The sequence below is a fragment of the Shewanella sp. SG44-6 genome (genome assembly GCF_014164185.1).
GTDB lineage: Bacteria > Pseudomonadota > Gammaproteobacteria > Enterobacterales > Shewanellaceae > Shewanella > Shewanella vesiculosa.
Genome location: NZ_JACJER010000125.1, coordinates 1 through 13,367, shown reverse-complemented (window position 1 = coordinate 13,367; position 13,367 = coordinate 1). Strand labels below are relative to the sequence as shown.

Genomic DNA, 13,367 nt, shown 5'->3' with positions numbered 1-13,367 from the left:
GTGATTTCAATAATCTTGATTGTTAACCAAGTCTTAAGTTAATTACCTGCTTTGCTAAATATCCCACTGTAATATTATTCTTCTTCACGATAATGATGGTCATATAACGCCATAATTTCGTCGACTTTATGACGTGAACCACCTTTAGGACTAATATTACGTTGCACCGAAATCGTTGAACAAGATGCACCGCGATATAATTCTCGAGTTAACGGAATATCATGGTTACTGATCAGCACAGGAATATTTCGTTCATGAGCAATAAGCCGTGAATGACGTGCAAGTAATGCTTGGTCGTCTAGGCTAAAACCAGGGCCGGCATAAGTGGTAAAACTGGCTGTTGTCGATAAAGGTGCATAAGGCGGATCACAATAAATAACATCGCCGCTTTCAGCAATATCAAAGGCTTGTTCGTAACTTATACATTTAAAGGTCGCTTTTTGCGCTTTTAATGAAAAATAACGAATTTCGGCTTCTGGAAAATAAGGTTTTTTGTACGAGCCAAACGGCACGTTAAAACCACCTTTACGATTGTATCGACATAGACCATTAAAACCATGACGATTCATATACAGAAAATATACTGACCGAATAAATGGATCGCTACAGAGATTAAATTCTGCACGAATACGATAATAGGCATCTTTGTCATTCATCTCATCGACAAACATTGCTTTTGCCGCTTGAATGTATTTATCAGGCTGTTGCTGAACAATTTGGTATAAATTGATTAAGTCTTGATTAATGTCACACAACAAATAATCATCAAACTGAGTATTGAGGAATACCGAACCCGCGCCAACAAAAGGTTCAATGAGTCGATTGCCTACTGGAAGGTGTTTTGCTAGCTCATCAACGAGCTTGTATTTACCGCCTGCCCACTTTAGAAAGGCTCTATGCTTTTTTATCATGAAAAGGAATTATACCAGCAAAATTAAAGCTGAAGATTGTACTCTGTTTAACGACAATTATCATCGGCTAAAGTAGATTAATTGTGTTGATTCTTCATGTTATTGACTTAAATGCTCCAGAATATGATGCAACTAATCTTGTCGCTTATAATCACTTAAGTCGGCCCACTTTCTAACCCAAGGTGCCGCTAACCCATATTTTTCCTGCATACTTTTCGCTTTTAAGCTAGCGCTCGTAGCCGTTTCAAAATCACCCAATAATATAATGTGACGTTGTTTGTAACTCATAATGTAAACCTGCGGCTCTTGCGCCAATTTCACTAATATAGGCGTAAGTGAATCTTTGTCATTCACACTCGCAAGTTGCAGTGTAAACCCTTTAACTTTTAGGTTGGGAGTATTGTCTCGCTCAACGATATCATTCGGTTTATTGACCGGATTAACTTGTGCTTTGGGTAATTTCCCCTGAAAAGACAAGCCCGTTAATGATGAGTTGACCACCACCTCGGTATAATTATCTACAGGCACACCTTCAACAAGCTCAGTCGCATCTTTATCTTCAATTAGGCTATCTGTAATGACTTGCTCCTCTATAAGCAACTGTGCTTGCTCATTGGCGCTCGACTTAGTGAATACCAATTGCCTCTGAGCAAAATAAGCGGTTAATGTTTTATCGGCATAACTCATCACATATTTTGTTGCTTTGGCACGCAACCTTGATTGCTCAGCCGTTAATGTTGGCGATATCGATGTAGAAATTGCTGGAGGTAATTGACGACTAATACCCCACCACATTGCCACACTCGCTAATATGGCAAACAAGGCAATAAGCATTTTCGCCGACCAGGGCCAAGATGCTTTGCTGGTTTGCGGCTCTTCTAATGCTAACGCTAATAATTTAACCACTTCAGCTGGCGTGCCCTGCTGTTTTTCTAATTGTTTATGGATGATTTCACGGGGAATAAACGGCGTTTGCTGGCTACGAAGTAATAAACTCTGGTAAAGACCATCTCGCTCAGGTAGCGATAAAGGCTCGATCGTAACCGGGAGCAATCTAGCACGAATATCATCGGTTAAATCTGCCACTAAGGTATACCAAAAATCAGGGCTAACCGTTACTGTGACCGCTACAGGTTTACCAGCACAATGGATTTGACTCAGAAGAATGCATTCAGCCCAAATATCTTTAGGCAATAGATCGGCATCATCAATAATGATGTGTAATGGCTTTTTCAAACTTGATTGAATTCTAAGAACGGTATCCATTAAAGGACGTTCGTCATCAAATATGGGGGCAGAGATGAGTTGAACAAGAATTTTTCGACGAATTTCTGCACTATCGGCATGTTGAGGGCATATAATTAAAGCTGAATTGTAATCATCTAACTCACTGGCTAGTGCAGCTGTAAGCGTAGATTTACCTGAGCCATCAACGCCACAAACCACCGACATCTGTTCACTATAGCTAGCAATATGCTGTAAACGCTGAATAAGCGCTTCTTGAGTGGGGAGTAACAATAGTCCTGGAGTCGTCAATGATTCACCACACTATAATTGAGATGTAGGAAGCATAACTTATTCGCAGCTAATAACCTGTTTTAACAAGTCTTCACCTACATCACTAAAGACGTCAGCTTGGCCTATACCTGTGGGTAATACTAAGCGAATCTTACCACCTAAAACTTTCTTATCACGGCGCATATGCTTAATAAACTGTTCAAAATCCATCGACTCAGGAGCCGTTATAGGCAAATCAAACGCTAGCATTAACTGACAAATACGTTCAACACTTAAATCATCTAATAGATTGAGTTTACATGCAGTTTTTGCCGCAAGAACCGTACCAGCAGCGACAGCCTCACCATGTAACCAAACTCCGTAGCCCATTTCGGCTTCGATAGCATGACCGAAGGTGTGCCCAAGATTTAATAACGCTCTGACACCTTGTTCAGTTTCATCTTGCGCGACAACATCAGCTTTAATCTGACAACATTTTGCAATGGCATAGTTAAGCGCATCAGTCTGGAGTGACTTTAATGGGTTAACATTTTCTTCCAGCCATAGAAAAAATTCTGCATCCCAAATAATACCGTACTTAATGACTTCTGCCATACCTGCTGCAAACTCATTTGCAGGTAATGTCTGTAAGCAAAGCGTATCGATAATCACAGATTTGGGTTGATAAAATGCGCCAATCATATTTTTTCCAAGAGGATGATTTACTGCCGTTTTACCACCGACAGAAGAATCAACTTGGGACAATAATGTTGTCGGCACTTGCATAAAATCAATACCGCGCTGATAACACGCTGCCGCGAAACCAGTCATATCACCAACAACACCACCACCGAGAGCAACTAAGACTGAGTCTCGGGCAAAATTATGCTCAAGTAGTTCAGTAAAAATATAATCTAGGTGTTGTAAATCTTTAAATTTTTCGCCATCAGGCAAAATAACCGTTTCAACACGCGCGCAAGCGCTCATCGCTTGTTGTATCTTTTGAAGATACAACGGAGCAATGGTGTCATTTGAAACAATTAAGGCTTTCTTGTTTGTTAGGTAGCGAGCAAATAGCTCGCTATCATTCATCAAATCCTGGCCAATATAAATGGGGTAACTTCTATCACCTAATTGAACCTGAATCTGTTGCATGTTGTTACCTAAAAGCCGAGTTGCTCGATAATTTGGTTTGCGACGATCTTCGCGCTTTGCTCATCCGTTTTAACGATAACATCCGCAATTTCCTCATATAAAGGATTACGAATTTCCGCTAAGCTTTCGAGCACTTCACGTGGATCATCTACTTGTAACAACGGGCGACGCTTATCACGCTGAGTACGCGCTACTTGCTTGTCGATAGTTGTCTCTAAGTAAACCACTATACCTCGAGCAGAAAGATAGTTTCGGATATCTTTACTCTGAACAGAACCACCACCTGTCGCGAGAACGATACCTTGCCTTTCTGAAAGATCACCAATGACTTGAGCTTCACGACGACGGAAACCCTCCTCACCTTCAACATCAAACACCCAGGCAATATCTGCACCAGTACGTTGTTCAATCTCGTGATCTGAATCGTGGAAATCTAAATGCAGCATTTGCGCCAGATGGCGACCAATTGTGCTTTTACCTGCGCCCATAGGGCCTACCAGAAAAATATTGCGTTTTTCAGCCATTTCGTATACGTCTGAATCTTATATGGAAGAATGCCTTATCGACTTAAACCTCAAGCCGACCTATAATTTAACCTTGCTCTATTGAGACTTGACGAAGGATTATCTCAGTTAAGGGCTACCGCTTGCAAGTCATCACAGCTATTTATAATGATTTTATTATAACCTCGAAGATAAAAACACCCTAAATAATGTAATGTGTACAGTTAAGTGTTTGTTAATGCAAAGACTATAGTTTACTGCAGACAACATAATCTAATTAATATCATTCGCTATAAACTTTAATAAAGTCACTATTATTGCCGCCATAGGCAGTCATTTTACTCACTTGAGTGATATTTACCGCTAGTGTATTTATCCTCAGTGGTAATTTGCTGCTCATAAACATGCACCATAAAAAAACCAGCGCTTACGTCGCTGGCTTTTTATGCTCGTTATCGCTAAAGAAAACTATCGTTTATCAGCAACAATCTTAGGGGTAACGAAAATCAACAATTCTTGACGCTCGTTGGTGTCAGTTGAGTTTCTAAATAAGAAGCCTACTAACGGAATATCACCCAATACCGGTACTTTACTCACTCGGCTAATTAAGTTCTGTTGGTATATACCACCGAGCACAATGGTCTCACCATTATCAACCAGCACTTGGGTACCAATACGTTGAGTATCAATCGCAACAGCTTCACCAGTCGCGGTGGCAACCGTTGTTCCTTGAGAGTCTTGAGTAATTTCAAGATCAAGGATAACACGGTCATCAGGGGTAATTTGTGGAGTTACCCGAAGCGATAACACTGCCTTTTTAAAGGTAACCGTTGTTGCACCACTAGATGCTGACTCAACATAGGGGATTTCAACACCCTGCTCAATATACGCCGACTTTTGGTTAGACGTCGTAATACGTGGGCTGGCAATAATCTCGCCTTTGTTTTCTTGCTCTAATGCGCTTAACTCTAAATCAAGTACCGTACCGTCAGCCAATTTAGCAACATGAAAAGCAATACTGGTTGCAGAGCTTGCTGCTGCCGGTAAATTTACATTAAGACGATCATTAACACTTGGGATAATACCGTTAGCAATATCAGTGGCACCATTAATGGTACCAGAGGTGCCTTTTGTGCCTTGCTGGTCGGTGATGCCCCAACGGATGCCTAAATCTTCAGACACATCGTCTTTCACTGTCACCATGCGGGCTTCAATCAATACTTGCTTAATAGGAATGTCTAATACATCTATTAATCTGTGTACGTTCTCTAAAATTTCCGCAGTGTCTTTTACCAATAGCGTATTTGTACGTTCATCAACGGCAACACTGCCGCGAGATGATAGTAGAGTGGAATCGGTAGTTTTAAGTAAATCCGCTATATCGACGGCTTTAGCATAGTTTATTTGTAAATATTCAGAATATAACGGGGCTAACTCTTTTACTTCTTGGCGATTTTTCAAGTCGTTACTTTCGCGAATAGCAAGCTCTTCACTTGGTGCAACCATTAAAATATTGCCTTCAATACGTTTATCCAAACCTTTAGTTTGTAAAATAAGGTCCAAGGCTTGATCCCAAGGCACGTCATCTAAACGTAAGGTAATTTCACCTTCTACGGTATCGCTGGTAACAAGGTTAAAGTTATTGTAATCAGCAATAATTTGTAAAACAGTACGGACTGAAATATTTTGGAAGTTAAGTGACAATGAGCGACCATTATATTTTTTGGCCTCTTTAGCAACCGAAACTCGTTCAACTTTATCAATGCTAACTTTAAACACATTACCGTCTTGGCGGTAGTTGTAGTCATAGTTACCATCAACATCAACCAAGATACGGGCAGTAAGATCGTCTTTAAATGTTTCAAAACTATTCACTGGTGTGGCAAAATCTTGTACATCCATAACATAAAGCAAATCATTACCAATATCGGTGTTATAGAGTTTTATTTCGAGCTTTGAACCAACTTGTTCAACATTAGCGGCTACAGAACGATTGCTTAGATTAAATAATATTTCTCCGCCACCAGTTTTGTTGCGACGAAAATCAATACTACTAATACCGTTAACAAATGGATTATTAGCTTCTACTGGACCAGCGACATCATCATTAATCGTTAACCGATAACTATTACCAACAATTTTACCTTGGTACGGTTTTACTTTATTCATTGCAACAATGATCTGTAAATCGCCACCTTGTTGTTGTGTATTAATTTCTTTTACGCCAACAGTATTCACCGGAATATTGTTTTTAGTTAAATTAGAAATAGTATCAGAGAAATTCAACATGATTTCTGCTGGATCTGCCGATAAATCGACAGACGGTGACACTATTGATGATTCAAAAATCAACTCTAATTCTAATTGATGATCAACCATTGAATGGTATTTGACGTCCATAAGACGATTAGCAGCTATCGCACTGGGTATTAAACCCATTAATAATACTGCGCCTAAAAACGCTCTAAAAAATAATAACTTTGTTATTGCTTTTTTTATCGCGGCAGAAGATTCCATTATTCTCTCATCCTTCGCACGTTATTTTCCTGATAATTCTAAATTGCTGGATCTTTCTGACCAACAACCCGAACCATCAGGGATTAATTCTATAATTTCGATAAATTGCGGCGTTACTTTAGCAATTCGGCCATGATAAAGCCCTAAATACTCGCCTACACCCATGCGATAAACATTGGCATCGCTAGATTCGACTAAAGCCCAAATAGTTCCATCTTCGCTTAATGTTCCACGCATTCTTAAATTGTCTAATGCATAAGTTTCTAAACGACTTTTGCGACGTTTTAAGTCTGGTTGTAAACAATCTTTAGATGTATCAATCACCTCTTCTGTCAATTCCCTTGATGGTGGAACAAACGGGCTGCGCATTAACTCAGCTTGATATGCAAAATGTTCAAACTTTGGTGTTTGCTTCAAAGGCGGTATACGGGCGACGTGTTGTGCCTTTGTAGTAGTAACAAATAGCTCTAAATCGCTGCGATCGCCAATACAACCACTCAATAAAAACACCATTGATAAGAATAAAGGCAAAAATTTCATTATTTCTGTCCCTTATTGGCCTGTTGCGTTAATTCTGCCCCTTCTTTAAAGCGATAGGTTTTAGCGAGAATATCCATTGATAAACCACCACTATCGTTCTGCTTTATAATAAAGTCGTGCAGACTGACAATTCGAGGTAATTTTGCAACCCCGCTCACCATATTACCTATTTTATGATAATCACCTTCCACTGACATCTTAATTGGGAATTCAATATAAAAATCACGTTCGATTTCATCATCCCAATCTAGGCTATTAATTCTAAGGCCAGCATCAGTAGCAACAAACGTTAAATCATCTAATAAACCAGGCATCTCATTTTCAGAAGGCAACATTTTAAGCAATTCGGCAAACTGCACTTCCATCACGTCTAATTGCTCACGGTACAGTTTAAGATTAGCTGCTAAACGATATTTAGTTTCAAAATCTTCACGTAATTGAATTTCTTTTTGCTGTTCAGCTTCCATCTCATTGATCGAGTCGGAAATAAACAAGTAATAACTGCCACCAATAACACATAGAGACAAGAAACCAGCAAATACAATTTTTACCAGCTTAGGCCAACCACCAATGTTTTCAAAATCGATATCGTTAAATTGATCTAGGTCGAGATTCATTTTCTCGCTCCTTGGTTCGGATCAACATTCGCTTCTTGTGAATCATCACGAATAGTGACACGTAATTTAAAACGTTGTAACTGCCTTAACTCTTCATTTTGGGTCACAATCGATTGCATACTCGGATCATTCAGATAAGCAGAAGTTTTAACCTTTCTCATCATATTAGCGACGTTATTGTTCGATTCACTTCGTCCCTCAATTAATAACACGCTACCTTTCTTCTCTATACTTGAAAGATAAATACCAGGCGGAACAATTCGAACTAATTCATCTAAAACATGGGTCGGTAAATTACGCGATTGTTGTAAATTGAGAATAATCTCTGTGCGACGTTCTATGTCTTTTTTACGTTCGGTAATTTTTCTAATTTCGGCAATCTGGGTATCAAGCAAACTAATTTCCGATTCCAAATAGGCATTGCGTTGACGTTGATCATCAGTGACCACTTCCAGAAAACCCAGAAATAAATAAACGATTAATGAAGTCACTAAAAAGACTAATGCTAAAATACCGATGAAGTCGCGTTTTTGCTTCTCTCTTGCCTCTTCACGCCAAGGTAATAAGTTTATGTTCGCCATTGAGCATAACTCCTTAACGCAAGACCACATGCCACCATATATTTACTCATATTAGGTTGAAGCTGACTTTTCATCACATCATCTGCATGCAAACAGCCTTGGAAGGGGTCAGCAAGAATAGTATGAGTACCTAACTCGTTGGTAAGTAATTCAACCATTCCTTCTAACTTAGCTGTACCACCACATAAAACGATGTAGTCAACTTTTTCACGGCCACTGGCAGTACAGTATATCTGTAAGGTTCGTTTAATTTGTTGTAATAATTGCGTCTGAAAAGGTGATAGAACTTCGAACATATAATTACGGGGTAATTGCCCTGTTATCTTGGCTCGTTCAGCCTCATCATGGGGCATTCCATAAAATGACAAGATTGATTGAGTAAATAACTCACCACCAAAAGCTTGTTCACGTATGAAAGTAGTATCACCATTTTCAACCACTGAGAATGTGGTCATATTGGCACCGATATCAACCATGGCGATTGATTTATCTTTAGCACCATCAGGTAACTGGCCATAAATTAATTCTGCAGAACGTCCTAAAGCATAGGCTTCCACATCGACAACTTTTACATCTAGCTCGACTGCATCTAGTGCATCTACTCGTGAATCAATGTTTTCGGTGCGACATGCACTCAGTAGCACATTCACTTTCGTTGGATCGGTAATGTTAGGATTAAGTCTTTCAAAATCAATACTGACTTCATCAAGCGAATAAGGAATAAGATTGTCAGCTTCAATCTCAATTTGAGCTTCCATTTCCTCTTCATTCAACGCAGCATCCATATAAATGACCTTAGTCATTACAGCAGATCCTGAAACAGCAACAGCAGCAAATTTGAGGGATTTAGGTAATCCCCGTCGAATTTGTCTTAATGATTCAAGTACCGCTTCAGAATCACGAATATCATGATCAACTACAGCTCCTTTCCTAACAGGAACCGCCGCATGGTTTTGAATTTTATATCCATCCGCAGTCTTGCTCAACAATATGGCTTTGATTTCATGAGATCCAATATCGATCCCGACCATTTGAGGTGCTTGACGCTTCCATAATTTTGAAATCATAGTCCGTCATCACAATTGTATTTTTATTTTCTAAGAGATTAGCACATAATCAACTCGTTATAAGTATTTGTATAAAATGTTTCAACATTTTACAAATACTATTTAGTTATTTCATGTTTTACTTCACCAAAAACCCTCACGCTTATATACTAACGTCACTATTTGTAATTTTTCTGGAATTCTAGAGTGAAGTGGTTTAAACGTTTATTAATTGCATTTTTTAGCCTATCACTACTTGGCATTGCTGCTATAGCTGCCGCTTATTTTTATGTGCTACCCGATTTACCCGATGTTAATTCGCTAAAGACGGTTCAATTACAAACTCCGCTGCGTATTTATAGCCGCGATGGCAAACTGATTTCTCAGTTTGGTGAAAAACGTCGTATACCTGTTGAGTATGAAGAGGTCCCGACTCAGTTAATTAATGCCGTGCTCGATACCGAAGATGCGCGCTTTTTTGAACATAATGGCATTGATCCAATTGGTATTATTCGTGCGGCGGTCATTTTGATAACGACGGGTAAGAAAAGTCAAGGTGCCAGTACGATAACCCAGCAAGTTGCCCGAGGTTTTTTCTTATCGAATGAGAAAACGTACATTCGTAAAGTAAAAGAAATATTTCTAGCGCTAAAAATTGAAAAAGCACTCACTAAGAAAGAAATCTTAGCTCTTTATTTAAATCGCTCATTTTTAGGTAACCGTGCCTATGGTGTAGGTGCTGCAGCGCAAGTTTATTATGGTAAAGAACTTAACCAACTGACGTTACCAGAAATGGCAATGATTGCCGGTTTACCACAAGCACCATCAGCAGCAAATCCTATTAGAAATACCGAACGGGCAATATCTCGTCGAAATTGGGTTCTAAGCCGCATGCTCGAGAAACGTAATATCACTCAAGCAGAATATCAAGAAGCCATCAATAGCGCTTCTACCGCGAAATATCATGGCGCTGAAATTGACTTATACGCTCCATATGTTTCGGAAATGGCACGTGATTACATGATCCAGAAGTACGGTGAAGAAGCCGCCTATACCAATGGATATAATGTCTACACCACTATATCTTCAGATCTACAATTGATGGCTCAGGAGTCATTAAGAGATAATGTTTTTGCTTACGACCAACGTCATGGTTACCGCGGCCCTGTCACTGAATTATGGACTGATACACCACTAAGCAACGATGAGATTGTCGCGATTTTAAAGCGCACGTCTTCGGTACAGGGCATTATGCCAGCAGCAGTGCTAAGCGTAAATGACCAACAAGCACAAGTGATTGATGAAAAAGGCGAACTACTGACTCTTGAATGGAATGGCTTAAAATGGGCGCGTAAGTTTATTAGCGATAAACGTCAGAGCTTACCACCTAAACTTGCAAGCGATATATTAACCGCCGGCCAACAAGTCTGGATCCGTCACAATGGTAAGCATTGGCAATTATCACAAATTCCTCAGGTATCGAGTGCAACCGTCTCACTTGAACCTCATGACGGAGCAATTAAAACGCTTGTAGGCGGATTTAGCTTTAGCCAGAGTCAATTCAATCGAGTGACTCAAGCTAAGCGTCAATTAGGCTCCAATATTAAGCCTTTTATTTATGCCGCAGCTTTAGAAAAAGATTACACCTTGGCTACGCTTATCAATAACGCACCAATTAACAAACCCGATACCCGCCAAGGTACTGCATGGCGACCAAAGAACTCACCTGATATCTACGGTGGGCCAACACGCTTACGTGTGGGTTTAGCTCAGTCGATTAACGTTATGTCAGTTAGAGCAATGCGACATACCGGTTTAGACGACACCATAAAAGAGCTGATAAAGTTCGGATTCGACCCAAGTGATTTACCACGCAATGAATCGTTAGCTTTAGGTTCTGCATCGGTAACACCATTACAAGTTGCTACTGCATTTAATACTTTCGCTAATGGTGGCTACTTAGTTGAGCCTTACTTTATCGATCATGTCACCGATGCATACGACAACATGGTTGAACAAACCATTCCAACTATTGCATGCAGTAAACCAGAACCATCTATAACAGGGCCAACAGAGCTTACTGATATTGATGACCCATTTACTGTGATGGCAACAGAGTTAGATCAAGAGAATGTCAGCTCAATCACCGCAGAGCAAAATGTATGTACTAATCCACAAGCTCATTTTGCCAAAAGAGTTATCTCTGAACAGACAGCATTTTTGATTACTGAAGCTTTAAAAAGCGTGATTTGGGGTGGCGGTGACTGGAGCCATGGAACGGGGTGGAATGGTACGGCTTGGCGAGCATCAAAATTAATTAAACGTCATGATATTGCGGGTAAAACAGGAACAACTAACGAATCTCGTGATACTTGGTTCAGTGGTTTTAATCCTACACTAACCGCAACCTTCTGGGTTGGTTTTGATGATCATGGTCGTCAATTAGGCCGTTCAAGCTGGATGGCTAATGGCGATCCAGATCAAATATCAGGTGCTGAAGCAGGAGCAAAAACTGCCGGTCCTGGTTGGAATGACTATATGAATAAAGCCCTATCTGGCACCCCAGAAGCGCCCGTCATTCCGCCTAAAGGGATTGTATCTGCGCGTATTGATTTAGCCACGGGTAAATTGACTCGAAAAACAGACTATACGACAGAGTTTGAGTACTTTGTTGAAGGCACCGAACCTAAAGAATATGTCACTGAAACTCAGCAAAGTGGAGATATCTTTATCGACAATGTTGCTGAAGATTTATTCCAGTAATATCGATTTACATTAGCTAATAAAAAAGCCATTCAACTGAATGGCTTTTTTATAACAGATGATATGACATTACAATGTAGCTAACCTGCCACTGATGTGTTCGGTATCAATAGTTGATGTAGCTCAGTTAAATTTCGTACCTGATAACTGGGAACAATATTATCGCTTATAGGTTGGTCATGATGATTTAACCAACATGTGTCGATACCCGCATTGATCCCCCCTAAAATATCTGAGTGTAGGTTATCACCGACCATCAGCACTTGGTGCTTCTGCGGCTCTCCCATTAAGCTAAACGCATGCTGAAAAATAGCTACATCAGGTTTTGCTTTACCCAGTTGTTCAGAAATCACCACTGGATTAAATGCATCTTGGAAACCGGTACGACTTAAACGGATATTTTGTAATTCGGTAAAGCCATTAGTAATAATGCCTAAATTGACCTTACCCGACAATGAATCAACTAATTCACGAGCTCCCGGTAAAGGGAGACAAATATCAGCCATAGCACTTAAAAACTGACTATTTAAATGCTGTGGTGTTACGGATAATTTAGCAGCCCAATGAGTAAATCGAGTGTGTTGCAAATGTGCAGCGCTGATTAAACCATTCTGATACTCGACCCATAACGGTTTATTAACCTGCTGATAAACAGAAAAATCTTCTGCACTAAAATCAATATCAAAGCGCGAAAACATTAATTTTAATCCAGCAAATGCATCGAAATGAAATAGTGTTTCATCTGCATCAAATAAAATCCATTTATACTTATTGAGCATATTTGACATCAATTAAATCCTTATTTTAAAAATGCTAACCTAACTAAGTTTGAATAATAAAAGTTATCGAGCAGAGCTTTGGTCTACTATTGGTATTGGCTAGCAATGGGCAATATAACGAGATGATTTTTACGATACTGACTAAGCGCTAAATAAAGACATTAACCTAGTTTCTTGCTGCACTAGACTTTGATAAATGGTTAACTGATTGATGGCACGATCAAGATTATGGTTTTCATATTTAATCCCAAAATAAACGTCACCATTTAAATAATCAGTTAAAAAACGAACACCAAGCATTAATGGCATCACTTTGGTTCCTAGCCACAAACTACGCTTTTCAAGCGGAGTAATAATACCAACAAGAGAAGCAATATAAGAGTTGGCAGCGGCAATAATAATTTCAGGACGCGCGTAAACATTGGCTAAATTAGTCGAATCTTCCGCCTCAGGAGAGC

At 39.6% G+C, this 13,367-nt stretch carries 11 protein-coding genes and 1 pseudogene; 1 reads left to right on the top strand and 11 read right to left on the bottom strand.

The genetic code is table 11. The annotated features are described in order from the left end of the window. Positions 1–74 precede the first annotated feature (74 nt). The 9 genes from H5185_RS17835 to H5185_RS17795 all read right to left on the bottom strand — a co-directional run bounded on the left by H5185_RS17835 (position 75) and on the right by H5185_RS17795 (position 9,388). Positions 75–911, bottom strand: a complete 837-nt coding sequence (locus H5185_RS17835; protein ID WP_182742757.1) for a Dam family site-specific DNA-(adenine-N6)-methyltransferase — start codon at positions 909–911, stop codon at positions 75–77. Between the two features lie 132 nt (positions 912–1,043). Next, positions 1,044–2,447 carry an ATP-binding protein gene (locus tag H5185_RS17830; RefSeq protein ID WP_182742756.1) on the bottom strand — a complete coding sequence of 468 codons (1,404 nt, stop codon included), beginning with the start codon at positions 2,445–2,447 and terminating at the stop codon, positions 1,044–1,046. 39 nt (positions 2,448–2,486) lie between these two features. Then, complete coding sequence (gene aroB, locus H5185_RS17825) at positions 2,487–3,563, bottom strand: 3-dehydroquinate synthase (RefSeq protein ID WP_182742755.1); 1,077 nt, start codon at positions 3,561–3,563, stop codon at positions 2,487–2,489. Positions 3,564–3,571: 8 nt separating this feature from the next. Next, the gene (gene aroK, locus H5185_RS17820) at positions 3,572–4,087 is read right to left on the bottom strand and encodes a shikimate kinase AroK (RefSeq protein ID WP_011635865.1); all 516 of its coding nucleotides are present in this window, start codon (positions 4,085–4,087) and stop codon (positions 3,572–3,574) included. 447 nt (positions 4,088–4,534) lie between these two features. Continuing rightward, positions 4,535–6,583 carry a type IV pilus secretin PilQ family protein gene (gene pilQ, locus H5185_RS17815; RefSeq protein ID WP_124017493.1) on the bottom strand — a complete coding sequence of 683 codons (2,049 nt, stop codon included), beginning with the start codon at positions 6,581–6,583 and terminating at the stop codon, positions 4,535–4,537. A 21-nt stretch (positions 6,584–6,604) separates the two neighbouring features. Further along, the gene (locus H5185_RS17810) at positions 6,605–7,123 is read right to left on the bottom strand and encodes a pilus assembly protein PilP (RefSeq protein ID WP_124017492.1); all 519 of its coding nucleotides are present in this window, start codon (positions 7,121–7,123) and stop codon (positions 6,605–6,607) included. Further along, a complete protein-coding gene (locus tag H5185_RS17805; protein WP_124017491.1) occupies positions 7,123–7,740 on the bottom strand; it encodes a type 4a pilus biogenesis protein PilO in 618 nt (205 codons plus the stop codon). Before H5185_RS17805 ends, H5185_RS17810 begins: the two co-directional genes overlap by 1 nt. After that, positions 7,737–8,321, bottom strand: coding sequence for a PilN domain-containing protein (locus tag H5185_RS17800; protein WP_182742754.1), 585 nt, complete (start codon positions 8,319–8,321; stop codon positions 7,737–7,739). The genes H5185_RS17805 and H5185_RS17800 overlap by 4 nt, the downstream gene beginning before the upstream one ends. Continuing rightward, positions 8,309–9,388: a pilus assembly protein PilM gene (locus tag H5185_RS17795; protein WP_124017489.1), complete on the bottom strand. Its 1,080-nt coding sequence runs from the start codon at positions 9,386–9,388 to the stop codon at positions 8,309–8,311. Before H5185_RS17795 ends, H5185_RS17800 begins: the two co-directional genes overlap by 13 nt. Before the next feature lie 186 nt (positions 9,389–9,574). On the opposite strand from H5185_RS17795, the gene H5185_RS17790 reads away from it, so the two are divergent. After that, the gene (locus tag H5185_RS17790; protein WP_182742753.1) at positions 9,575–12,130 is read left to right on the top strand and encodes a penicillin-binding protein 1A; all 2,556 of its coding nucleotides are present in this window, start codon (positions 9,575–9,577) and stop codon (positions 12,128–12,130) included. An 80-nt stretch (positions 12,131–12,210) separates the two neighbouring features. Here H5185_RS17790 and yjjG read toward each other — a convergent pair whose 3' ends face one another. Next, on the bottom strand, positions 12,211–12,918 hold the full coding sequence (yjjG, locus tag H5185_RS17785; protein ID WP_182697755.1) for a pyrimidine 5'-nucleotidase: 708 nt from the start codon (positions 12,916–12,918) through the stop codon (positions 12,211–12,213). A gap of 132 nt (positions 12,919–13,050) precedes the next feature. Next, a pseudogene (locus H5185_RS17780) lies at positions 13,051–13,367 on the bottom strand (aminoglycoside phosphotransferase family protein); the annotation flags it as partial.